General features: G+C 68.9%; 24 protein-coding genes and 4 pseudogenes. 11 read left to right on the top strand and 17 right to left on the bottom strand.

All coding sequences use genetic code 11. From position 1 onward, the window contains the following. Nucleotides 1-39: 39 nt before the first annotated feature. Nucleotides 40-123, bottom strand: a complete 84-nt coding sequence (locus tag ABTY15_RS26105) for a CGNR zinc finger domain-containing protein (RefSeq protein WP_350600229.1) — start codon at nucleotides 121-123, stop codon at nucleotides 40-42. A gap of 439 nt (nucleotides 124-562) precedes the next feature. Next, the gene (locus tag ABTY15_RS26100; protein ID WP_350600127.1) at nucleotides 563-1093 is read right to left on the bottom strand and encodes a winged helix-turn-helix transcriptional regulator; all 531 of its coding nucleotides are present in this window, start codon (nucleotides 1091-1093) and stop codon (nucleotides 563-565) included. A gap of 99 nt (nucleotides 1094-1192) precedes the next feature. Here ABTY15_RS26100 and ABTY15_RS26095 point away from each other — a divergent pair, with 99 nt between their 5' ends. Together ABTY15_RS26095 and ABTY15_RS26090 are read left to right on the top strand one after the other, a co-directional pair. Continuing rightward, nucleotides 1193-1978 (top strand): SDR family oxidoreductase, encoded by a 786-nt coding sequence (locus ABTY15_RS26095; RefSeq protein WP_350600124.1) that lies wholly within the window; start codon nucleotides 1193-1195, stop codon nucleotides 1976-1978. A gap of 25 nt (nucleotides 1979-2003) precedes the next feature. Beyond that, a complete protein-coding gene (locus ABTY15_RS26090) occupies nucleotides 2004-2363 on the top strand; it encodes a nuclear transport factor 2 family protein (RefSeq protein WP_350600122.1) in 360 nt (119 codons plus the stop codon). Nucleotides 2364-2842: 479 nt separating this feature from the next. On the opposite strand, the pseudogene ABTY15_RS26085 reads toward ABTY15_RS26090, so the two are convergent. Together ABTY15_RS26085 and ABTY15_RS26080 are read right to left on the bottom strand one after the other, a co-directional pair. Next, nucleotides 2843-3271, bottom strand: a pseudogene (locus ABTY15_RS26085) (zinc-binding dehydrogenase); the annotation flags it as partial. Between the two features lie 134 nt (nucleotides 3272-3405). Next, nucleotides 3406-4191 carry an alpha/beta hydrolase gene (locus tag ABTY15_RS26080; protein ID WP_350600119.1) on the bottom strand — a complete coding sequence of 262 codons (786 nt, stop codon included), beginning with the start codon at nucleotides 4189-4191 and terminating at the stop codon, nucleotides 3406-3408. Between the two features lie 49 nt (nucleotides 4192-4240). Between ABTY15_RS26080 and ABTY15_RS26075 the strand changes: the two genes are divergently transcribed. Then, nucleotides 4241-4618 (top strand): winged helix-turn-helix transcriptional regulator, encoded by a 378-nt coding sequence (locus ABTY15_RS26075; RefSeq protein ID WP_350600115.1) that lies wholly within the window; start codon nucleotides 4241-4243, stop codon nucleotides 4616-4618. Between the two features lie 151 nt (nucleotides 4619-4769). Next, nucleotides 4770-4967 (top strand): annotated as a pseudogene (locus ABTY15_RS26070) (helix-turn-helix domain-containing protein); the annotation flags it as partial. 261 nt (nucleotides 4968-5228) lie between these two features. Here ABTY15_RS26070 and ABTY15_RS26065 read toward each other — a convergent pair. Then, on the bottom strand, nucleotides 5229-5807 hold the full coding sequence (locus ABTY15_RS26065) for a TetR/AcrR family transcriptional regulator (RefSeq protein WP_350600113.1): 579 nt from the start codon (nucleotides 5805-5807) through the stop codon (nucleotides 5229-5231). Nucleotides 5808-5874: 67 nt separating this feature from the next. Between ABTY15_RS26065 and ABTY15_RS26060 the strand changes: the two genes are divergently transcribed. Next, on the top strand, nucleotides 5875-6945 hold the full coding sequence (locus ABTY15_RS26060; RefSeq protein WP_350600110.1) for an epoxide hydrolase family protein: 1071 nt from the start codon (nucleotides 5875-5877) through the stop codon (nucleotides 6943-6945). Between the two features lie 160 nt (nucleotides 6946-7105). Here ABTY15_RS26060 and ABTY15_RS26055 read toward each other — a convergent pair whose 3' ends face one another. From ABTY15_RS26055 to ABTY15_RS26045, 3 genes are all read right to left on the bottom strand, one after another. Then, nucleotides 7106-7252, bottom strand: a complete 147-nt coding sequence (locus ABTY15_RS26055) for a hypothetical protein (protein ID WP_350600107.1) — start codon at nucleotides 7250-7252, stop codon at nucleotides 7106-7108. A gap of 249 nt (nucleotides 7253-7501) precedes the next feature. Beyond that, nucleotides 7502-8251 (bottom strand): SDR family oxidoreductase, encoded by a 750-nt coding sequence (locus ABTY15_RS26050; RefSeq protein ID WP_350600104.1) that lies wholly within the window; start codon nucleotides 8249-8251, stop codon nucleotides 7502-7504. A 155-nt stretch (nucleotides 8252-8406) separates the two neighbouring features. Beyond that, complete coding sequence (locus tag ABTY15_RS26045) at nucleotides 8407-9300, bottom strand: AraC family transcriptional regulator (protein ID WP_350600101.1); 894 nt, start codon at nucleotides 9298-9300, stop codon at nucleotides 8407-8409. A 144-nt stretch (nucleotides 9301-9444) separates the two neighbouring features. Here ABTY15_RS26045 and ABTY15_RS26040 point away from each other — a divergent pair, with 144 nt between their 5' ends. Both ABTY15_RS26040 and ABTY15_RS26035 read left to right on the top strand, forming a co-directional pair. After that, on the top strand, nucleotides 9445-9762 hold the full coding sequence (locus ABTY15_RS26040) for a putative quinol monooxygenase (protein WP_350600099.1): 318 nt from the start codon (nucleotides 9445-9447) through the stop codon (nucleotides 9760-9762). A 103-nt stretch (nucleotides 9763-9865) separates the two neighbouring features. Further along, entirely contained in the window at nucleotides 9866-10834 is a 969-nt protein-coding gene (locus ABTY15_RS26035) for an alpha/beta hydrolase (protein WP_350600096.1), read from the top strand. Between the two features lie 47 nt (nucleotides 10835-10881). On the opposite strand, the pseudogene ABTY15_RS26030 reads toward ABTY15_RS26035, so the two are convergent. Then, nucleotides 10882-11169: pseudogene (locus ABTY15_RS26030) on the bottom strand (site-specific integrase); the annotation flags it as partial. Between the two features lie 319 nt (nucleotides 11170-11488). Between ABTY15_RS26030 and ABTY15_RS39870 the strand changes: the two are divergent. The 3 genes from ABTY15_RS39870 to ABTY15_RS26010 all read left to right on the top strand — a co-directional run bounded on the left by ABTY15_RS39870 (nucleotide 11489) and on the right by ABTY15_RS26010 (nucleotide 14003). Then, a protein-coding gene (locus ABTY15_RS39870) for an IS630 family transposase (RefSeq protein ID WP_502893590.1) occupies nucleotides 11489-12555 on the top strand; the annotation gives its coding sequence in 2 pieces (ribosomal slippage) (nucleotides 11489-11929 and nucleotides 11932-12555; 1065 coding nt in all). A 423-nt stretch (nucleotides 12556-12978) separates the two neighbouring features. Continuing rightward, a complete protein-coding gene (locus tag ABTY15_RS26015) occupies nucleotides 12979-13386 on the top strand; it encodes a hypothetical protein (RefSeq protein WP_350600089.1) in 408 nt (135 codons plus the stop codon). Between the two features lie 212 nt (nucleotides 13387-13598). Further along, complete coding sequence (locus ABTY15_RS26010; RefSeq protein WP_345515915.1) at nucleotides 13599-14003, top strand: RidA family protein; 405 nt, start codon at nucleotides 13599-13601, stop codon at nucleotides 14001-14003. A 40-nt stretch (nucleotides 14004-14043) separates the two neighbouring features. On the opposite strand, the pseudogene ABTY15_RS39865 reads toward ABTY15_RS26010, so the two are convergent. From ABTY15_RS39865 to ABTY15_RS25985, 5 genes and pseudogenes are all read right to left on the bottom strand, one after another. Then, nucleotides 14044-14229: pseudogene (locus ABTY15_RS39865) on the bottom strand (IS5/IS1182 family transposase); the annotation flags it as partial. 160 nt (nucleotides 14230-14389) lie between these two features. After that, the gene (locus ABTY15_RS26000; RefSeq protein ID WP_350600083.1) at nucleotides 14390-14575 is read right to left on the bottom strand and encodes a hypothetical protein; all 186 of its coding nucleotides are present in this window, start codon (nucleotides 14573-14575) and stop codon (nucleotides 14390-14392) included. Nucleotides 14576-14662: 87 nt separating this feature from the next. After that, nucleotides 14663-15982 carry a tyrosine-type recombinase/integrase gene (locus ABTY15_RS25995; protein ID WP_350600080.1) on the bottom strand — a complete coding sequence of 440 codons (1320 nt, stop codon included), beginning with the start codon at nucleotides 15980-15982 and terminating at the stop codon, nucleotides 14663-14665. Between the two features lie 4 nt (nucleotides 15983-15986). Continuing rightward, nucleotides 15987-16319, bottom strand: a complete 333-nt coding sequence (locus tag ABTY15_RS25990) for a helix-turn-helix domain-containing protein (protein WP_350600077.1) — start codon at nucleotides 16317-16319, stop codon at nucleotides 15987-15989. Next, a complete protein-coding gene (locus ABTY15_RS25985; protein WP_350600074.1) occupies nucleotides 16316-17095 on the bottom strand; it encodes a tyrosine-type recombinase/integrase in 780 nt (259 codons plus the stop codon). Before ABTY15_RS25985 ends, ABTY15_RS25990 begins: the two co-directional genes overlap by 4 nt. Here ABTY15_RS25985 and ABTY15_RS25980 point away from each other — a divergent pair. Beyond that, nucleotides 17094-17231, top strand: a complete 138-nt coding sequence (locus ABTY15_RS25980; protein WP_350600071.1) for a hypothetical protein — start codon at nucleotides 17094-17096, stop codon at nucleotides 17229-17231. The genes ABTY15_RS25985 and ABTY15_RS25980 overlap by 2 nt on opposite strands. A 446-nt stretch (nucleotides 17232-17677) precedes the next feature. Here the strand turns inward: ABTY15_RS25980 and ABTY15_RS25975 are convergent, their stop codons facing one another. The 3 genes from ABTY15_RS25975 to ABTY15_RS25965 all read right to left on the bottom strand — a co-directional run bounded on the left by ABTY15_RS25975 (nucleotide 17678) and on the right by ABTY15_RS25965 (nucleotide 20068). Further along, the gene (locus ABTY15_RS25975) at nucleotides 17678-18883 is read right to left on the bottom strand and encodes an alpha/beta hydrolase family protein (RefSeq protein WP_350600069.1); all 1206 of its coding nucleotides are present in this window, start codon (nucleotides 18881-18883) and stop codon (nucleotides 17678-17680) included. Nucleotides 18884-18986: 103 nt separating this feature from the next. Beyond that, nucleotides 18987-19325 carry a winged helix-turn-helix domain-containing protein gene (locus ABTY15_RS25970; protein WP_350600066.1) on the bottom strand — a complete coding sequence of 113 codons (339 nt, stop codon included), beginning with the start codon at nucleotides 19323-19325 and terminating at the stop codon, nucleotides 18987-18989. Further along, nucleotides 19322-20068 carry a hypothetical protein gene (locus tag ABTY15_RS25965; protein WP_350600064.1) on the bottom strand — a complete coding sequence of 249 codons (747 nt, stop codon included), beginning with the start codon at nucleotides 20066-20068 and terminating at the stop codon, nucleotides 19322-19324. The genes ABTY15_RS25970 and ABTY15_RS25965 overlap by 4 nt, the downstream gene beginning before the upstream one ends. Nucleotides 20069-20136 lie beyond the last annotated feature (68 nt).

Below are 20136 nucleotides of genomic sequence, written 5' to 3'. Positions count from 1 at the left end.
GCGACTTGCCTGGTCGGCGGAGGTTCTCTCTGCTTCGGCTCATCGCCCGTTCCGGTTTCTGTGGGTGGCGACGCGTACCCGGGTGCCGCAGCGGGTGGAGCAGTAGCGCTGGCTGTGCGTCAACGGGGGCCTGGGCGTGGAGTGACCAGCGGCGTTCGGGCAGGCGGACCAGTCGGGGCTTGGCGGGGTACTGGTCGAGGAGGGCGTTGATGGCGTCGGCGGCCTGGTCTTCGTTTTTGATGTCCAGGATGGCGGCGGTGCGCCGAGGCCCCGGCCGGCCCGCGGGCATCCAGTTCTCCGACGACCACCGCGCCTTCCTGGCAGCCGGCCTACCCGTCTGCCCGCTGTAGATCTCGGACACGGTCTCAGAACTACTCATTTAAGAGAGATCGCCTGAGAGGGCCTCAGCGATTAGTGGCAGCGCACCATCGCGCACGACGAACGGCACCGCGCGGTTCGTCGGCGCGGTTCGTCAGCGGGGCGCTTTCAGCCGCGGCAGTGGACCGCCCCGCTCCTGCCCCGGCCGCGCGATGACGCCGAGCTGGTCATCGAGGTCACCCACTTACGGGCCTACTTTCGCCTCTTCCGCGGGAACGGCCGGCCGTGCCGCGTAGCGGCTGCGCATCGCGTCGCTGGCTGCGGGGCCCGCGGTGAAGACGTAGGCGGCGCTGTCGTCGAGTCGGCGGCCGGTTTTGGAGTCGACGACGACGGGCTCGACTTCCTCGCCGGTGTGCGCGTCGACGAGGATCATGCTGCGTTCCGTCGGCGTGAGGCGGTGGTTGCCCCACGCGGCCAGGGCGACGATCACCGGGCGCAGGGAGCGCCCGAGTTCGGTCAGGACGTACTCGTGCCTGACGGGGCTGGTCTGGTAGGGCCGGCGCTCCAGCAGACCGTCCGCGACCAGGGTCTTCAGCCGGGTGGTGAGCATGCTGGAGGAGATGCCCAGGCTCTCCTGGAACTGGTCGAAGCGGGTGTAGCCGTCGAAGGCGTCGTGGAGGATCAGCAGTGTCCACCACTCGCCGACGTGTTCCACCGTCGTGGACAGCGGGCACTCCCGGTCCTCCAGCCTGATCCGGCTCGCCACGGCGACCATCCCCTCAGTTACTGCTAATGTCGAAGTTAGTAGCTTCTATTTTAGCAGTCGTGACGGGAGCGGCGCCTCGCATACCCGCGCCCGGGAACGGAGCACAACGTGACCACGTCCATCAGTGAATCCCTCGAAGGCCGACGCGCTCTGGTCACCGGCGGCACCAAGGGCACCGGAGCCGCGATCGCCCGGCGGCTCGCCGAAGCCGGCGCGACCGTGCTGGTCACCGCCCGCCGCCGCCCCGACGACGTCGAGGAGAAGACGTTCATCACCGCCGACCTGTCCACCGCCCAGGGCGCCGCCCACGTCGCCTCCGAGGTGGACGCCCGCATGGGAGGCGTTGACATCCTGGTCAACACCCTCGGCGGCTCCGAGGCGCCGGCAGGAGGATTCGCCACGCTCGGCGAGGACGACTGGGCAAGGGAGCTGAACACGAACCTGCTGGCCGCCGTCCGCCTGGACCGCGCGCTCCTCCCGCACATGATCGCCACAGGCAAGGGCGCGGTCGTGCACGTCACCTCGATCCAGCGCCGCATGCCGCTGTGGAACGGCACCCTGGCCTACGCCGCCGCCAAGGCCGCCCTGACCACCTACAGCAAAGGACTGGCCAACGAGGTCGCCCCGCACGGTGTCCGCGTCAACACCGTCTCGCCCGGCTTCGTCCAGACCTCGGCCGCCGACAACCTCGTCGCCCGGATCGCCCACGAGGCCGGCATCAGCCGGGAAGCGGCGCTGGGCCGGCTCATGGACTCCCTGGGAGGCATCCCGCTCGGCCGTCCCAACCGGCCCGAGGAGGTCGCCGAGCTCGTCGCCTTCCTCGTCTCCGACCGCGCCTCGGCCATCGTCGGCGCCGAACACGTCATCGACGGCGGCACCACCCCCACCGTCTGAACCCGCCACCACCATCAGGAGCGTCATGCACGACAACCAGCCCCGGACCATCGCCCCGGACGACCTGCCCGAGGTGATCACCCGCTACCTCACAGCGCACCGCGTCCATGACACCGCCACCGCGGTCGCGACGTTCACCGACGACGCCACAGTGATCGACGACGGCAACACCTACCAGGGCAGCGCCGAGATCGAGCGGTGGCTGGACCGATCCGCCAGCGAATTCACCTACACCATCCACCTCACGAACGCTCAGGAGACCGACACGGCCCACTACATCGCCACACACCACCTCGAAGGCGACTTCCCCGGAGGCACCATCGATCTACGCTATCGGTTCACGCTGCGCGACGACCTCATCGAACACCTCGCCATCGAACCCTGAACCCGCCCCCACACCACCTGCTCCCGCCCACGAGAGAGAGACCCCACCCACCCCAGACCGCCCCGTCCCAGCCCTCGCGCCCACCCAGCCACCCGACCAAGAGCCAGCCCTCAAGTTCGCCATCCACCCGCAGCTCAGCACTTGCACGCCTGAGGAATCAAGGCGAGCAACTCCGGTGCCATCCTCAGCACAGGGTGAGGGGATTCAAAGATCTCCATCAGCGTGATATCCGCGGCGAGATCGTCGAAGGTCCGGGCCATCCGGCGACGCCACGCGCCGTCCTGTCATGACGATGCATCAGGCCATCGGGCTCCGGGCTGAGGAGATCGGCCTGCGTCCCGTCCCCGGAAGCAGCCTGGGGCAAGCACGCGACCTCACCGAGCGGGAGGCTGGCCGGCTGCGGTTTCGGCCGGCTTCGCGTGGCCGCGTGACGTCTGCCGTGCACGGTCCTCACCGTAGTCCGGCCGCCGAGGCCCGGGTCAGGGCGCCAGCACGACTCTGCCGAACACCTCCCCCGTGTCCATCCGGTGGTGGGCCAGCGCCGCCCGGTCCAGAGGCAACACCTCGTGCACGACCGTGCGCAGGTCCCCGTGTGCGGCAGCGGCAAACTGGGACGACCGCACGGTCTGCCGGTCGGAGGTGGGCACGGTCTCAGAGCTGAAAGTGGCGAACGACAACGACTTGCGGAAGGCATCCATCAGCCGCGTTCCGAAGTCCGCCGGCGGCTGCCCGCCCACCACACCGACAGCCACGAACCGCCCGTTGGGGTTCAGCCTGTCCAGGAAAAGGGGAAGCAGGGGGCCTCCCACGACATCGATCACCACGTCGAAGCCCACCAATGCGTCCGGGCCGCCCTCGCCGGTGCGGTCGAGGACAGGGGTGGCGCCCAGATCTCGGAGGCGGGTGCCACCGACCGGCCGAAAGCGGGGGTGTTGTCCGTCAACCTGCGGGTGTGCCGATCCGGTTCCGTTCGAGCAGGGAGCGCAGCTTCGAGACGGTCAGGAGGGCGGCCACACCTGAGGGACCGCCGGCGGAACGAACGTCAGGACGGCATGCCCGGCGCGTCCGCGGGCTCCTCATGCTCGATGCCATCGGCGGCCCTCAGCAGGAGTCCGGCCAGCTGATCCGGCACGATGACCATGCAATCGTGACCGCTGTGCAGTTGCCACACCCGCGACGGAGTGCCGTCGGGCTGGGTCGCGGGAACGGGACGGCGGGCGACGCCCTCCGGCATGTCGCCGACGCAGTGGATGTGCGTCCGGGGGATAGCGGTCGTGGCGGGGTTGTCCAGCCGGACCGGCTGCTGGAAGCAGCGCGTCGACTCGTCCGAGAGCAAGGTGCGCAGCCAGGCCGCGTCCGCCGGGTCGGTGACCCCGAACAGGCCTGTGGGGGGCGGTCCCTCCGGCAGGGGCGGGATGCGCCAGGGAGTGTCGGTGCTGGCGGCCTGTTCGATCAGGTGCCGGGTCAGGGGCATGACGTCGAGCGCGCTCTCGCCGTCGACCGGAACCATCGCGTCGACGTAGACCAGGGCGGAGATCCGGTCCGGGACCTGGTTGGCCACAGCGGATATGACCATTCCGGCGTAACTGTGCCCGACCAGTACCACGTCGGTGAGGTCCTCCCCGAGGAGGGCGACGACGTCGGCGACGTGGGTGTCGAGTCCCACCTCCGGGCCGAGCAGGTGCTCCTTCTCACCGTGGCCGGTGAGGGAGGGGGCGAACACTCGGTGCCCGGCCCGGGTCAGCAGGGGTGTCACCCGGTCCCAGACGCGCCCGTTGTGCCAGGCGCCATGGACAAGGACGTAATTCTTCGTTCGCGGCGTACTCATGAACCAGGACGCTACTGATTCGACGGGTACCTCTTGGTACCTTCGGCCCATGCGTGACTCAGCGGGAGACGTCTTCCTTGCCGACTGCCCGGCCCGGCTCGCCGTGGAGATCATCACCAGCAAGTGGGCGGTTGTCGTCCTGTTCGCGCTCAGCCGCAGACCGTACCGGCACGGTGAACTCGTCGATCTCATCGGCGGTGTCTCGCGCAAGGTGCTCACTCAGACGTTGCGCAAGCTGCAGGCTTACGGCCTGGTCGAGCGTCGCGCGCACGCCGAAGCGTCTTCACGGGTCGAGTACAGCCTGACCGGTCTCGGTCTGACCCTCGCCGAGCCGATCGCCGCTCTGACGGACTGGGCACGGTCGTACGGTGAGGCCGTCGTCGGCTTCCAGGAAGCGGCAGAGAACGACCCGACGTCAGGCGCGTGATCGCGGCGGCCACGGGTGGCATCGGGCCAGGCCGAGCCGTTCACGGCGGGTGAAACTGACGCGCCTGGGCGCGGGCGGTCCGGAGTTCTTCCCGGCCAGACCGGGCGGATCCGTGCGTGTCAGCTGGAGGTATCCGTGGCCGGAGACAGGGCGCGGCTGGCTGGAGGCCGACGGAACCGCGACCGGCGCGGGCAGTGCGGCGCGCGAGCGGATAGAGGTCGAGACCGACGAACACTGCGCTGGGCTCTGGGCGCCGATCGGCGCGACCGGCACCCGCCGTCTGGCCGAGCTCCTCAAGCCCGTCGACGAGGCGTTCACCACGGCCGGGACCTACGCGCAACTGGGCTGATCGCTATCCGCCCGAGAGGAGCGAGCGACACAGCGGTCGGACGCCGGGCGCCGGCGAGCTCTCGATCGCGAGGACCGAGGAGACCGGGGGCCGGATGACGTCCAAGGGCGCGCCGTGCCACCGCCGGACTGAGCTGCTGGGCGGAAGGCGCATTCGCCTGTCACACAACCCGTTCGACGCCACGAGTCCCCGTGATCGGCGCCGCGCCCGGACTCACCCGGACAGGGCGCTGCGCGGATCGGGGCGGGACCGCAATGCGTGTTACGGCGCGTCCACGAGACGTTGGATGGTGTCGGCGATCCAGCGTTTGAGCGCCTCACTGTCGCCGAGGTCGTCGCGCAGCACGCGCAGCCGCGCGGAGATGCCGAGGACGAAGACGTCGACCGCCCGGGCGCGGGCGTGGGCTTCATCCTCGGTCATCCCGTAGTTCAGCAGCAACTGCCGCAGCGGCTCCAGTGATTCCCGGTCGAGGAACGTCGACAGGGCTTCGGCCGCCTCGCCGCGTTCGCCCGCGGCGCGCAGCAGTACGAGGAGCGGGTCCTCGCCCTCCATGCCGGTCCACCGGTCGACGATGCCCTGGGCCATCCGGTGGCCGAGGGAGTGCCGCGGTCCGTCGAACATGCGGTTGAGTTCGAGGTGGACCTCGGTGGCGGCGACGAAGAGCCCGTCCTTGCCGCCGAAGTAGCGGGTGATGAGGTTGGGTGACACTTCTGCGGACGCGGCGATGGCACGGACCGTCGTACGGGCGAACCCTGTGCGCGCGAACTCGCGTCGTGCGGCGGCGAGGATCCGCTCACGGGTCTGCGAGGCGTCTTTGGGTCGTGGCGTCGCGGTTTCCATGTCGCCAGGGTATCGGCGGCCCGCCGCGATGTATACGCGTGAACACATGATGTGTATGGTTGTACACATGACTCTGCCGTTCAGTCCCGTGCCCGATTCCGCTCTGGATGACCTGCGCCGACGCCTCGCCGCGACGCGCAGGCCGCTCCTGGCCGGGGGTGCCGGGTGGGAGCGGGGAACGGATGCGGACTTCCTCGCCCGCCTGCTCGATTCCTGGCGCGAGCGCTACGACTGGCGGGCCCACGAGGCCCGTATCCTCGACCTGCCGTGGGAGAACGTCGGCTCCGGCGACCGCACGCTCCACCTCGTGCACCGGCGCGCCGCCGCCGACGCCCCTGCGGTGGTCCTGCTGCACGGCTGGCCCGACTCGGTGCTTCGCTTCGAGCGGGTGCTCCCGCTGCTCGGAGACCTGAACGTGGTCGTACCCGCCCTTCCGGGCTTCCCGTTCTCGCACGAACCGGTACGGCCCGGGATGACGGCCGCTGCGATGGCGTCGCTGGTGGCCGACGCAACCCGGGCGCTCGGATACCGGCGGTACGTCGTCTCCGGCGGCGATGTCGGCGCGGACGTCGCCGAGCAGCTCGCCGCGATGCACCCGGACCGGGTCGCGGCCCTGCACCTGACGAACGTCTCGCCCTTGCACGCGGTCTTCGCGGACCGCTCCGCCCTGGGCACGGAGGAGCTCGCCTACCTCGACACCGCGGCGGCGTGGCAGCGCGCCGAAGGGGGGTACATCGCGCAGCAGTCCACCAAACCGCACACGCTCGCGCCAGCGCTGGCGGATTCGCCGGCCGGGCTGGCGGCCTGGATCTGCGAGAAGCTGTGGAGCTGGTCCCATGCCCCGTTCGAGGAGGAGGTCCTGCTCACCTGGATCAGCGCCTACTGGTTCACGAACACGATCGGAACGTCGTTCACGCCGTACGCCGAGGCCACGCCGCCGGTGCCGTACGTGGCGACACCGACCGTCCTCAGCGCCTTCGCGCACGACACCAAGCCCGCCCCCCGCCGCTTCGCCTCCCGCTTCGTCAACGTGCAGGAGTTCATCGAGCACGAGAACGGAGGCCACTTCGCGGCCTGGGAGCAGCCGCGGCACTATGCGGAGGATCTCCGCCGGGCCGTCGGACTCGCGGATCGGTAGCCCGCAGACGGCGGCCCGAGTGCCGCCCGCGATACCGCGGGACCGAGGTTCTCCATGGTGTGGTCGGTGGCGAACGGTGACACGGCGGGCCCGGCCTCGAAGACGGCGCGGGCGTCCTCCTCGGGACGGTATTCGAGGGCGAAACAGCTCGACTGGAGTACTAGCCGTTCCGACCGGTCCGGTCACCGTTACCGGTGCGGGCGGTGACCGGACCGGATTCGGACGCGGCGATGACGGCCTGGGCGCGGTCCCGGGCGTCGAGCTTGCCGAAGATGCTGGTGATGCGGCCGTTGCGCGATCCCGGCACCGACCAGCACCACTGACCGCTCCTTGTCGGTCGGCACTCGTGTAGCTGCGGGCGAACGCTGTGCCGCTGTGCCCCAGGGCGTGGACGGCGTCCCGGCGGTGACCGTGGCCCAGGGCGAACCGGTCCGCTTCTCGTCGTTGGTCAGGTTCCCGTTCATCGGGGTGAGCGCCCGACGGCGAGCCGACCCGGTGCGTGGGCGCGGGGTCGGCTCCTGGCGGTCAGTGCGGCGTGACCTTGCCTGCTGGCTGATCACTTCGCCTGGGAGAGCGAGACCGCGTCGGGGCCGGCGGGGAATCGCAGCTGGCCGGTCGTGTCGTGCACGGCTCGCCACACTGTCTCGGCGACGTCGCTCTCCTTGGTGAACAGGTCCTGGCCCGTGAAGTCGCCCATGGCCTTCTTCGCCCATGATGCGTAGGGCGCCGGGACCAGCTCGTCCAGCGAGGCGCCCTTCGTCGCGTTGGCCGCGAAGTTCGTCGTCAGGCAGGCGCCCGGCTCGACCGTCTTGGCCTGCACGCCGAAGGGCGCGAGCTCGAGCGCGAGGGATGCGGTGAACCCCTCGATGGCCATCTTGCTTGCCTTGTAGACGGCCGAGAGCGGCATGTGGCCCAGCACCACGCTGGAGGTCACGTTGACCACCACGCCGGAGCCGCGCTCGCGGAACTGGGGCAGCACCGCCTGCGTCGTCGCCATCACGCCGAACGTGTTGGTTTCGAAGACTTCCCGCACTCGGGCCATGGGGGTGCCCTCGAACACGCTGATCGACGGGACGCCCGCGTTGTTGACCAGGACGTCGATGGGCCCGGCCGCCTCGAACGCGGCGGTGATGCTCTGGGGCTTGGTCACGTCGAGCTCGACGACGCGGAGCCGGTCCGACTCGGGCAGGACGCCCGCACGCGGCGTCCGCATCGTGGCGATGACGTTCCACCCCTGCGAGTGGAAGTACAGGGCGGTCTCCCGTCCGTATCCGGATGAGGCACCAGTGATCAGAACTGTCTTCATGCGGTGATCCTTGCGATGTAGTGGGATCCGCGGATGGACAGGCATTTTCCTGCCCCGCGGAAGAACGGGTGATCCCATTGAATCGCTCTGACCTGCTGGAATAGTAGAACTATCGTCGCTTCGTCTTGCACGATCCTCCCTCATGGGCCGGCCGCTCAAGGAAGGACGCCTGCAGCGCTCCGCAGGCGGGCCGCGTCCTGGCTCGGGGGTGCGCCGAACTGGCGGCGGTACTCGCGGCTGAACTGCGACGGGTTGTCGTAGCCGACGCGGTGGCCGACTCCGGTGACGTCGCCCGGGTGGGTGGCGAGCAGCAGCCGGGCCTCCTGGAGCCGGATCTGTTTCTGGAACTGGATGGGGCTCATCGCGGTCACCGCCTGGAAGTTGCGGTAGAACGCGGAGACGCTCATCCCGGACAGCCGTGCCACGTCCTCGACCCGGAAGGGCTCGGCGTAGTGCTCGCGGATCCAGCGCACGGCCCGGGCGACATGGCTGAGGCCGCTGTCGGCGAGGCCGAGCTGGCGCACCGTCGCGCCCTGCTCGCCGGTGATCAGGCGCCACAGGATCTCGCGTTTGACCAGCGGGGCCAGTACGGCGCGGTCGCTGGGCTCGTCGAGCAGGCGCAGCAGCCGGACCACCGCGTCGAGCAACGCGGGCGGGGCGTCGCTGACGGCGATCCCCGACGGAGTGCCTCCGGCGGGGCGGGGGATGTCGCCGGGACCGGCTTGCAGTAGCAGTTCGGCGACGGCGGACGGTTCCAGCGTGAGGCCGAAGCCGAGGGCCGGCTGCTCGGGGGCGGCCTGGGTGAACTGTCCGGTGACGGGCAGGTCGACGGATGCGACTAGATACTGCCCGGCGCCGTACGCGTAGACCCGGTCGCCCAGGGCGAGGCGTTTGGCGCCCTGGGCGATGACTGCGAGCACCGTGCCGGACATCGAGGGCGCCGGCGGATCCGGCCGGTCGACCTTGGAGATGAGGACGCCGTCGATGGCGGTGGTCCAGTCGGGCCGGGCATGCCGGGCCAGCAGGGTGCGGAGCTCTTCGAGGTGCATGCGTCCATTGCAGCACTGTTCTGTGCTGAAATTCCCGTACCCGCGAGGATCGTGCAAGTACCAGCGAGCATCGTTCTAACGTTTACGCAGGTCACGGCGATTGAATGGAATCACCTCACTCCATCAACGCAGAAGAAGGCCTCCATGATTGCCACGTACGGCTTCAACGCCACGCTGACCGCCAGGCCCGGAATGGGCGACCGGCTCGTCGACCTGCTGCTGACCGGCCTGCACGAGGGCAGCCCCGGCGCGAGCGAGTACTGCGTGGTCTACCTCGTCTCCCGTTCCGCGTCCGCCCCCGACGTCGTCCACGTCACCGAGGGCTGGACCAGCGAGGAGGACCACCACCGGATCTTCGCCGGCGAGGCCGCCCAGGCCATCGTGGCGCAGATCGGCGGACTGCTGGCCAAGGAGTCCGAGTACACCGACTACGTGCCGGTCCGCGGCAAGGCCGCCTTCTGACCCGCCGAACACCCCACACCCCAGTCCCTGCCGCCGCGGTGCCCGCAGAGGCGACCCCTGTCCTCGCCCGACCGTCCGCCACCACCCATGAAAGGCAACGACCATGACCACAGCACGCCCCTCCCTCGACCCCGAACTGCATGAACTCCTGGCCGACATGCCGCTGATGTCCCAGCTCAGCCCGGAAGTGCTGGCGCAGGTACGTCCCTTCTCCTCGATGCCCGTCGAACCCCTCCTGGAAGGTCGCGCTGTCGACCGGCGCGAGGTCACCGCTGCGAGTCCGGACGGCACCCCGATCCCCTTGTCCGTCTTCAGCCCCGCGAACACCGATCGCGCCACCGCCGCACCCTGCGTCTACTGGATGCACGGCGGCGGGATGGTCATGGGCGACCGCTTCTCACAGATCGACATCCCGCTGGAGTGGCTCGACGAGTTCGGCGCCGTCGTGGTCTCCGTCGACTACCGGCTCGCGCCCGAGTCCACCGGTGTCATCCCGGTCGACGACTGCTACCAGGGACTGCTCTGGATCGCCGAACACTCCGAAGAACTGGGCATCGACCCCGCCCGGATCATCGTCGCAGGCGCGAGCGCGGGCGGCGGCCTCGCCGCCGGCGTCACCCTGCTGGCCCGCGACCTCGGCACCCCGCCGATCGCCGCCCAAGTCCTGATCGGCCCCATGCTCGACCACCGCAACACCACCGCCTCCAGCCTCCAGTACTCGAACGGGCCCGGCGTCTGGACCCGCGAGATGAACGGATTCGGATGGCGCTGCCTCCTCGGCGACCTCACCGACGACGAGGTACCCGCATACGTCTCACCCGCCCTGGCCGACGACCTCGCGGGCCTGCCGACCACCTACATCGACACCGGCTCCGCCGAAGTCTTCCGCGACGAGGACACCGACTACGCCACCCGCATCTGGGCGGCCGGCGGCCAGGCCGAACTCCACGTCTGGGCAGGCGGCTTCCACGGATTCGACGCCCTGTACCCGCAGGCACACATCTCGGCCACAGCCCGCCGAACCCGCACTGACTGGCTCGCCCGACTCCTGCCCACGAACCCCGCCGCATAGGGGAAGTCGACGAGTTTCGGTCGTACGCTTCAGCCTTGGCAAAGACCTCAGCGTCTGCTGTCTCCGGGCGCGAGCAGGCTGGTGACCTCGGCGATCGCCTCCGCCGAGGGGTGGAAGTAGCGCCGTACGTTCTCCGGCTTCTTGTGCCGGGACTTCGCCATCAGCATCAGCTCGCTTGCCCCGGCTTCGCCGAGGTGGGTCAGGGAGGAGTGGCGGTACTCGTGCAAATCCTAGCCGGTGCCGGGCCCGGCCGGCGCGGTGTGCTGGTCGAGCAGCGCGCGGGCCTGCCCGTATGAGTGGCGGGCCAGGCCAGTGTCCGGGCAGACGTCGCGGGCGGGCGGCCCTCGCCGATCCGCTCGGCGGTCTTCCCGACGGCGATGCCGTAGTTTCGGACGGTGTTCGGGTTGCCGAGCGAGTCGAGGAAGGCGTCGGCCGCCGTCCGGACGGTCAGCGCCTTCCCGGTCGGCAGCAGCAGGACCGCAGGCACCGTCTCTCCCTTGCCACGGATAACAGGGTCGCTTCACGCAACGTGCGGAAGAAGTCCCCGCAGGTCGCGCTCAGTGATCCCGCAGATAATAGGGCGTTACTCAGGTTGAACTCGCCTTGTCGTAGGTGCTGAGAGCTGTCGATCGGTGGGTATGCCCTGGCTGTGCGATACGCGCAGGGGGCGGGTTCACTGCCCAGGAACAGCAGCGCCGGGAGCGGGTGCGGCTTGATGCCGCCGAGCGGTTCGAGCGTGGTGACAGCAACGGAATGATCGCCGGCGACCTGAGGGTCACGGTGCGATCGGTCGAACGGTGGCGCCGGGCCTGGCGGGAAGGCGGCTCGGCGGCGCTGGAGTCGAAGGGGCCTCAGTCACTACCGCGGCTGGGCGAGCGACAGTTCGCTCAGCTGGAGCGGGAGTTGGAGAAGGGGCCGCTGGCGCATGGCTGGGAGGACCAGCGGTGGACGCTGGCGCGGATTAAGACGGTGATCGGGCGCCGGTTCCATGTCTCGTACACGGTCCAGGGTGTCTGGAAGCTCTTGCGGCGTAACGGCTGGTCCTGTCAGCAGCCGGTTCGTCGGGCGGTCGAGCGGGACGAGGGCGCGGTCGAGGTGTGGAAGAAGCAGGTGTGGCCGCAGGCAAAAGCCTAGTGGCGGCGATCGGGGCCTGGCTGGTGTTCGAGGACGAGGCCGGAGTGTCGATGACACCAGCTCGGGCCCGCACCTGGGGACGCCGCGGCTGCACACCCGTCGTTCGGGTGCGTGGCCGCTCCCGCCGACGGGTCTCGATCGCCGCCCTGACCTGCTACAAGCCGGGTGAGCGGTCGCGGCTGATCTACCGGCCCCGACCGGACGACAGTCAAGGCCAGGCCAAAGGCCGCAAGAGCTTCGCCTGGACCGACTACCGCGACCTGATCGTCGCCGCACACAACCAGCTCGACGGCCCGATCGTCCTGATCTGGGACAACCTGAACACCCACCTGGCCGCCGGGATGAAGGAGTTCATCGCCGCCCAGGACTGGCTGACCGTCTACCAACTGCCGGCGTACGCCCCCGATCTCAACCCGGTCGAGGGCATCTGGTCACTGCTGCGGCAGGGGTTCCTGGCCAACGTCGCTTTCGCCAACCCGGACCATCTGATGCGGACGGTCAGACGAGGGCTACGAAAGATCCAGTACCGCCCACACCTCATCGACGGCTGCCTGGCCGGGACCGGGCTGGCCATCACCCCAACCTGACCACCGACATCGCGAGTTCAACCTGAGTAGCTGCGGAACGACTTCAGCACCGTCCCGGCGTCGACGGCCCGTCAGCCGCCCACCAGCAACGATCCGGGCTTGGCGCCGGTTTTCGTTCCGATGTTCCTCAACCCCCATGAGGCCCGCGAGTTCGCGGAAACTGAAGGTCTTTTCGCGGGAACCCGAGGATGGATGGTCGTGTTCTCGTGGGTTCGGCTTCCGGGTTCAGGCGAACACGCGGGGCAGGTGCTGAGCGGGCCCGCCCCTGGGTGCCTTCCCTGGAACGGTCCTGACACCGTAGGAGTCATGAGAGCAGAAGGAATGACACCGGAACCGGAAACCTCTATGCAGAGTGGGCTCACATCTCTGGGTGAGGTAGCGTGCCGTTATCAGGCGGATGAGATACCCCCGGAAGATCTGCTGATGATCGCTACTGAGGCGCTCGCAGCCGGACTGGACACCCCGACATTGTGCGAGCTCGCCGGTTGGCCTCGCAACGCGGATGCCCGCGACATTCGTGACGCGTTCGAGCAAGCACTTGCCGAGTCCGGGATCCGGTTGCCGGATCGGGGCCTGGCGCGGCGCCACGCTCTGCGCCGGATGGCGGCGAGATTCATCGATGGAGAGATAACTCCCGCTGACCTGGCGACGGACGATTGGTGGGAGACGGATGTAGAGACCGCGGCGGAGCAATCGTTCGTGGCGCTGATCCCGCAGTGCGATTGCTGCATCGAGTACAGGTTGGGGCTTGACCAGCAGACGTGGGCGGCCCAGCTGCGGAACGCTGCCCTCGCCCTGACATCGTCTCCGCCGATCAGCCGCGGATGCTGACTGTGCCTGGCGTGCTCATCCTCAGCAAAGGCGTGGACGTTAAGCAGATTTCACTGAGCCTCTTTCATCCTCTGCTGGAGGGTGTTTGTGCGCGCAGAGAACACTTCGACGGCGCTGCCAGACAAGCATCGTTTGTACGGACCCGTAACTTCTACGTGCAAGGGGCCTGTCTGTAACTGACGGTCCTGCGCGCTGTATCAAGGGAGTGAGTCATGAGTTCTCAGGTGAAGGCATTCGGGTTCGGCATGCCGTGGGAGTCGTTGTACGGGTACAGTCAGGCCACTCAGGTCGGTGACACGGTTTATGTGTCGGGGCAGCTGTCTCATGACCGTCACGGCAACTTCGTGGGTGCCGGCGACTTCGAACTGCAGGTCCGCACCACGCTGGAGAATCTGGACCTGGTGCTGAGGCAATTCGGGGCCGAGCGTGGCCAGATAGCGGAGACCACGGTTCTGGTGAGGAACCTGCGGGAGAACTTCGACACGACAGCACGCCTCCACGCCGAGTACTTCGGGGAGCACCGGCCCGCCAGCACGGTCATGGGCGTTTCCGACTTGGCACTGCCGGACCAACTCGTGGAGATCGGCGCGCTCGTGCGTCTCGATGTGAAGCCATAGGTGAGGAGGCCGGCCTGATTCCTTCAGTGAACCTCTTACATCCTGAATAGTTGCAGGTCAGCAGCGTGTGGACGGCTTGGACGATGGTGCTGATAAGGCGGGTGGAGCATCTGGCTCGTCGTAGCAGCCGCCAGGCTTTCAACTGGGCGAAGGCGCGTTCGCCGGGGGCTCTCAGCCGGGCGTGATCGCGGATGAACTGCTGGTAATGCGGGGGCTGTTCGCGGTGGCCATGCGGGACGTCGAGCGGGGCAGGATACCGAACCAACAGGGCCCCTTCGGCCGCCGGTGTGATGAGTGGAATCACCACGCCAACGACGAGGGGCCCTGCCCCGTCACCACGCCCGCTGACCAGCCCATTTCATCCTCCAGCACAGGACGAAAGAGGTTCACTGAAGTGGCTGTTCAGCGGCCTGGTGCAGCAGCGCCCGTGCGGAGTCCGCGTAGCGCATCGCGGTCTTCTCGTCGAGCCCGAACACCTCGGCGAGGTGGAGCGGGTCGGGCCCGTGAGTCAGGGCCTCTTCGAATTGTCGGTCGACGCGGAGCCGCTCCAGCGTCGCGTCCTGCCCACGCATCGCGACGCTGGTCCAGTGGTTGCTGGCGCGGCTGGTTTTCGTGGCGGTCTGGTTGTTGATCAGCAGGTGGAGATTCGCGGTGTTCGGCTACCGGCGGCGCCGGTGCTCTAGCCAGTCCAGCAGCAGCTTCCGGGTGAGATCGTCGAGCGGGCGGACGCGTCCGGCGATGGTCAGCCGGCGATTGCCGAGATCGACGTCGTCGAGTATGAGGTTGGCGATCTGGGCGACCCGGGCGGCGTGGACCGCTGCGAGGGCGAGGATGAGCCGCGTCGCCGGCGTGGTGGCCGCCGCGACGGAGCGGTCGACCTGCTCGGGGACGAGCGGTTGCAGCACGGCGTACTCGTATTGCCCGACCTTGATCCGACTGGTGGGGTTGCGGAAGATCAGCCCGTTCCGCTTGGCCCATGTGAATAGCGAGCGCAGGGCGACGAGTTGGTCGTGGCGCTGGTGGCCGTGCAGTGTCTTGATGTAGGTCAGGACGTCGTCGCGGGTCACTTCACGCAGGTGGTCGTAGGGGTTCGACCATTCCAGCAGGGCCGGGCGGACTCGGTTGAGGTAGAGCCAGACTGTGCCTTCCCGTCGCGGGAGGCTGCGGGGGCCGCCGTCGTGCAGGACGCGGGTCCAGCGCTCGGCCTCCGAGCGGATGCCGGGTGCGAGACCCTCCAGCCTTTTGGCGAGCCAGCGTTCGAAGGAGGGTTCGCTGTCGTCCTCGAAGATCCCCATCTCGTCCAGGACCGTGACGGTGTGGCCGACCGGCAGGTCCAGGGCCCGCAGCGGGGTGAAGATCTCCGTGTGCCGGGTGACGTCGCCCTCGACGTGTCCGGTGAGGACGAGAGCCAGGCCGCGGTTGACGGCGAAGCGGATGTTGCGTCCCCAGCCTCGGGTCTCGGCGAGCCGGTGGGCGAGGTACTTTGCCCAGGCCAGCCACGGGCTGGTCAGGTCGGCGTCGGCCAGGGCGAGCTGGCTGTAGTCACGGGGGATCTGTGCGAACAGCGGTAGCTGCTGCCAGCCGGGATCCGGGTGCCAGGCCGGTGCAGGAGGCGGCTTGCGCGGGGCTCCCCGCCGTCCTCCCCGCGTCCGAAATGTGGGGGTCGGTCTCCTGCGGTAGTGCATCCCGACGAAGAACAGTTGGTGATGCCGGACGGCGGCGAGCCGGTCCCGCACGTCCGTCTCGTCCGTGGGCTGGCCGACGACGGCCTTCGCACTGAGGCGGGCCTGGCACCAGCACAGGCGGCAGTAGTTCCACTTCAGCGGCTGGACGCGACGGCAGCCGGTGCATGCGGCCGCGTCGTGGCCGCGGCCGAACATGTAGCAGGTGGGGCAGAGGCGGCCGCTGAAGTTTCCCCAGGCGAGGCAGCTGTCGCAGGAGTCGGTGGGCTTGACGTAGCTCTTCGGGAACCGTGCCACTGGATCACTCCGGCGGCAGCGACCGGCCGTCCCGGCGCTTGGGGATCACCTTCGGTGCGCCGGTTCTCGCACCGACCGCGGCCCGTTCCGTCTCCTCGGCCCAACCAGGGCGGCTGACCTTCTCCGGTTCGGGGATCAGCAGGTCGCCGATCTCGCAGCCGAGGACCACGCAGATGACGTCCAGGTCCTCCAGCTTGAGCGAGACCGGCTGGCCGGACCACAGCCCGGACATCTTGCCGGCCGAGATCACCAGGCCGTGCTCGGCCAGGCTCCGCTGGAGCTCGGACGCCTTCCAGATACCCTTGTGCGCGGCGGTCAGCCGCAGGTTCCACCTCATCGGGCCAGTCCTTCCAGCCGCTTCGCGGCCCGTTCCATCTCGGCGGCCCAGGCGTCCTCGACCCGGGTCTGCTGCACGTGGATATACCGCATGGTCGTGGCGATCCAGGAATGTCCTAAGACCTCCTGGATTGCGAGCAAATCCAGTCCGTTTCCGTAGAGTTGGGACGCGCAGAAATGCCGCAGGACGTGCGGTGTCAACCTGTCCGTCCAGCTCGGCAGGTGAGCCTGGACCGCGTTGTCGAGCCCGTTACGCAGGGCGTCGTCGCCGACCCGGCGGGCAGAGCCGTCGGTGTTCTTGCGCTCGCTCGGGAACAGCGGGGCACCAGGGCGAGTGTGATCGTCGTCGAACTGACCCCACACATCCTCGATGAACCACCGCAGTGTCCGGTCGGCACCATTGATCAGCGGAACCATCCGCTCGCGCGGCCCCGAGCCGCGGGCCCCCTTGCCGTGGCGGACGTGGAGCTTGCCGAAGCGGCCCAGGTCCCACTTGATGTCGCCCAGGTCGAGCCCACACGCCTTGCTCACCCGCAGGCCGACCTGGGACATCAACTTCGAGGCGGTGTAGTTCCGTGCGGTCGGGGCGAACTTCCGGCAAGTGGCCAGCTCGCCGCCCCAGCCGGTGAACAACGTCCGGATCTCCGGCTCACTCGGCGGGATCCGCAGCTGCGCGTCCTTGGCCCCGCGCGGCCGGTTCATCTCGTCGATCGGGCACTCGACCACCCGGCCGGTCATCCGGTGGATTTCGACCTTGTGCCGCAGCTCCAGGAACATGAAGTACGTGCTCAACGCCTGCGACCGGCCCAGCCGGGTGCCGCTGGGCGAGTCCCGCAGCACCTTCCCGAAGTACATGTCCGCGTCAGCAGGCTCCATGTCCCACAAGGGCCGGCCGAACCAGGTCCTGATCTGATCCAAGTGACCGACGTCCCCGCGGATGGTGCCGTCCGCCAGCCCTGCTGAGGCTCGTGCCAGGACGAACCCGGACAGCACATCGGTCTCGAACCGCTCCAGCTCCTCCGCCGACGCGGGCGCCCAGTGCTCACGCAGGTCCCGTACGACTGCCAGCGCCGCCAACCCGAGCCTCCTCGCCTTCGACCCGACTGCGAATCAGTCGGACGAGATGAGAACGCTTCAAGAATCCCGAAGTTACGTCACAAGCAAGCAGAGCACACAAAGGGGGAAGAACCCCCTGGCCACAGGTCCAGGAACTCAGCGGGCTCAGGGGAACTCACGGAATGTCGCACACTCCGACGACGGCTACCGCCGCATGATCGGCAAGCAGCTGAACATCACCGAGGCACGCCATCGTCTGGCTCGCAGGATCGCCGGACCGCGCATTGCGCGGTCCGACGCTTCTCATGGGATGAACTTCACCTCTGGGAAGGCCGTGCTCGGGCCGTCGAGCAGATGTCCCCGGCGGTGTCGCAGGTGCAGGTCGAAGAACGCGAGCGGGTAGGCCTGCTGGATCCGGACCGCCCGAGCCGGATCGAGGGTGCCGATCATGTCCTGGATCTGCTGGTTGGTCATGCCGAGGATCGTGCCCGCTTGCGGGATCAGTGTCGCGTCGTCGCCGTACGTCGTGTGGATGGCCCCGTCGGCCTGGATGCTCAGCCGCCAGCCGCGAAGGTGTGTCCAGAACTCGGCGACGTCCGGCATGGCGGCCCGGGTGAACGAGGCGGTCATCATCATGAACGGCCGGTCCAGGTCGGTGGTGATGGTCGGCTGCATCGGACCGTCGATACTGAGCCCGGCGCCAATGCGCTGGTCGGCAAGCATGGTGAGCGCGGTGGCGGTGCCGCCCTTCGACCAGCCGAACGCGCCGATGCGCTGAGGGTCGAGGGCGCCGAGCAGTCCCTGGGGCAGTGGCCTGCCGTCGGCGTCGGGGTTGTGCCCGGCGGCCATGGCCTCGACGACGTCGAGCACGAACCGGATGTCCGTGGCGAACTCCCGGGGCCCCAGGAACGGCGGGACCTCTGCCGGAACGGTGAGTCGGCCGTCGGGGAATTCGCTGAACGCGTCGTACGTGTGGTCGACGGTGACCACAGCGTAGCCGTGGCTGGCGAGTTCCTGGACCATGATGGTGTGGTCGCCGCGATGGCTGCCCGCGCCGTGCGAGTACACGAGGACGGGCAGGCGATGGCCTGTTCGGTGCACGGGCGCGCCCACGTGTGCGGCGGTGAGCGGGCCGAGGGCGGGATCGAGGGGGAAGCCGACGTCCGCCAGAAACGCCCGCAGCGCACCCTCGGTCATCCAGGGAGCACGCGGCAGATCCTTCGTCTTGCAAGCGGGGTACCAGACGCTGGCCATCAGCTCACGGTGATGCCCCGGGCCAGCCACAGGATCCGGACGCGAGGTGTCGACGAGGTGGAGCGGCACCATGCCCACTGGGTGCGGCCCGGTGGGCACGGGCAGCGTGAGCTGCGACGGACCGGGGGTGGCCGGAGCAGCCCACGCCTGGCGCGCTGCGCTGATCGGCACGGCGGCCCCGACCCCTGTCACCAGCGCGGCTGCGAGCAAGCGACGGCGCGTCACGTCCGTCGTGGTGACCGGTGTGATGGTCACGTGTCCTCCCTGGGTTTCTTGGACGGTGTTCGGCGTGCTGTCCGGGCCCGCCGGACGTCGGTGGGAACCGCTCAGGGCTCACCGTGGTTCGCCGGGGTGCGGATCAGGACTCCGGGGCTGAGCTGCCGTGCTCGATCTGGTGGATGAGGCGCTTGAGCTGGGCGACCTCCTCGCGCAGGGCGCGGTCGCCCGCAGGAGTGAGGGAGAGCCAGGTGCGGGCGCGTTTGCCCTCGTAGCCCTTCTCGATCTCCACCAGCCCGGCCTTCTCCAGCACGGACAGGTGCTGGCTGAGGTTTCCGGCGGTGAGGCCGAGCGCCGTGCGTAGGAAGCCGAACTCGACCCGGCGCGCCTGGTGGGCAACCGTGAGGATGCCCAGGCGCACGCGCTGGTGGACCACGTCGTCCAGGCCGGTGACGGGGTGCTGCTCGGGCTGATCGGTCATGACGGGTCGCGCCGGCCGGACAGCTCGGCCAGGCCGAAGCCGAGGGCGCCGAGCAGGAGAAGCACGCCGGGGACGCCGAAGGTGGGCAGAGCGGACCACGGCGAGGTGAACGGGATTCCCGACCAACCGGTGGACAGCGGCACCAGCTCGACGGCCAGGTAGACCGCGGCGAGCAGCAGCAAGGCGCGGCTGCGCTCCACCCAGGCCAGCACCAGCAGCGGCAGCCCGACAGCCATGGCGTTCCCGGCGAGCCGTTCGAGGAACCTCGTCACTCCGGAAGTGGGGTCGAGGTGCAGGCCCCAGAAGTCGAGCCGCTCGCCGAGCTGCGGCATCCCGTGGCGCAGGCTCCAGAGTGCGGTGGCACTCGCCAGGGCGACCAGGACGATCCCCGTCAGGACGTAGGGCCGGACCCGGGTCCCGACACCGCGGTTGCGGGAGCGGCGGATGTAGAAGAACGCAGTCGCGGCGTAGGCCAGGGCGAGCCCGAGGGGCCAGTAGAGCGCCGAACCCTGCGTGACCAGGGTGCAGCCGCTGCCGACCGCGCCTTCACGCGCCGGGCAGGTCACGGTCTCGACCTTGAAGGTGAACCGGCCGACCAGGATCCCGCCCAGCGTGAGCACCCCCAGCAGCAGAAGGGGGAACCAGGTGCCGCGCTGCGCGGCCCGGACCTTGCGGGTCAGGTCGCCGAGGCCTGTCAGGACTTCACGGGGCGTGCCCGGCGAGGGCACAGATGCATCTGTCATGCCATCAGCTTTGCATCACAAACCAGTTATGGCAAGAAATCCATGACACTCCGAGATCGGATCCGGGA

This window comes from Kitasatospora sp. NPDC097643, assembly GCF_040302625.1.
Lineage (GTDB): Bacteria > Actinomycetota > Actinomycetes > Streptomycetales > Streptomycetaceae > Kitasatospora.
The sequence above is the reverse complement of the archived record's forward strand: the minus strand, read 5'-3'. Positions and strand labels throughout refer to the sequence as shown.

What these genes read in the sequence shown, in the direction of transcription:
- ABTY15_RS26050 (WP_350600104.1), bottom strand. Translation starts at nt 8,251, where the DNA reads ATGAAGACAGTTCTGATCACTGGTGCCTCATCCGGATACGGACGGGAG.
- ABTY15_RS26045 (WP_350600101.1), bottom strand. Translation starts at nt 9,300, where the DNA reads ATGCACCTCGAAGAGCTCCGCACCCTGCTGGCCCGGCATGCCCGGCCC.
- ABTY15_RS26090 (WP_350600122.1), top strand. Translation starts at nt 2,004, where the DNA reads ATGCACGACAACCAGCCCCGGACCATCGCCCCGGACGACCTGCCCGAG.
- ABTY15_RS25965 (WP_350600064.1), bottom strand. Translation starts at nt 20,068, where the DNA reads ATGACAGATGCATCTGTGCCCTCGCCGGGCACGCCCCGTGAAGTCCTG.
- ABTY15_RS26000 (WP_350600083.1), bottom strand. Translation starts at nt 14,575, where the DNA reads ATGCGTGGGCAGGACGCGACGCTGGAGCGGCTCCGCGTCGACCGACAA.
- ABTY15_RS26075 (WP_350600115.1), top strand. Translation starts at nt 4,241, where the DNA reads ATGCGTGACTCAGCGGGAGACGTCTTCCTTGCCGACTGCCCGGCCCGG.
- ABTY15_RS26065 (WP_350600113.1), bottom strand. Translation starts at nt 5,807, where the DNA reads ATGGAAACCGCGACGCCACGACCCAAAGACGCCTCGCAGACCCGTGAG.
- ABTY15_RS25970 (WP_350600066.1), bottom strand. Translation starts at nt 19,325, where the DNA reads ATGACCGATCAGCCCGAGCAGCACCCCGTCACCGGCCTGGACGACGTG.
- ABTY15_RS26010 (WP_345515915.1), top strand. Translation starts at nt 13,599, where the DNA reads ATGAGTTCTCAGGTGAAGGCATTCGGGTTCGGCATGCCGTGGGAGTCG.
- ABTY15_RS25980 (WP_350600071.1), top strand. Translation starts at nt 17,094, where the DNA reads ATGAAGTACGTGCTCAACGCCTGCGACCGGCCCAGCCGGGTGCCGCTG.
- ABTY15_RS26060 (WP_350600110.1), top strand. Translation starts at nt 5,875, where the DNA reads ATGACTCTGCCGTTCAGTCCCGTGCCCGATTCCGCTCTGGATGACCTG.
- ABTY15_RS25985 (WP_350600074.1), bottom strand. Translation starts at nt 17,095, where the DNA reads ATGTTCCTGGAGCTGCGGCACAAGGTCGAAATCCACCGGATGACCGGC.
- ABTY15_RS26040 (WP_350600099.1), top strand. Translation starts at nt 9,445, where the DNA reads ATGATTGCCACGTACGGCTTCAACGCCACGCTGACCGCCAGGCCCGGA.
- ABTY15_RS25990 (WP_350600077.1), bottom strand. Translation starts at nt 16,319, where the DNA reads ATGAGGTGGAACCTGCGGCTGACCGCCGCGCACAAGGGTATCTGGAAG.
- ABTY15_RS26100 (WP_350600127.1), bottom strand. Translation starts at nt 1,093, where the DNA reads ATGGTCGCCGTGGCGAGCCGGATCAGGCTGGAGGACCGGGAGTGCCCG.
- ABTY15_RS26080 (WP_350600119.1), bottom strand. Translation starts at nt 4,191, where the DNA reads ATGAGTACGCCGCGAACGAAGAATTACGTCCTTGTCCATGGCGCCTGG.
- ABTY15_RS26035 (WP_350600096.1), top strand. Translation starts at nt 9,866, where the DNA reads ATGACCACAGCACGCCCCTCCCTCGACCCCGAACTGCATGAACTCCTG.
- ABTY15_RS26015 (WP_350600089.1), top strand. Translation starts at nt 12,979, where the DNA reads ATGATCGCTACTGAGGCGCTCGCAGCCGGACTGGACACCCCGACATTG.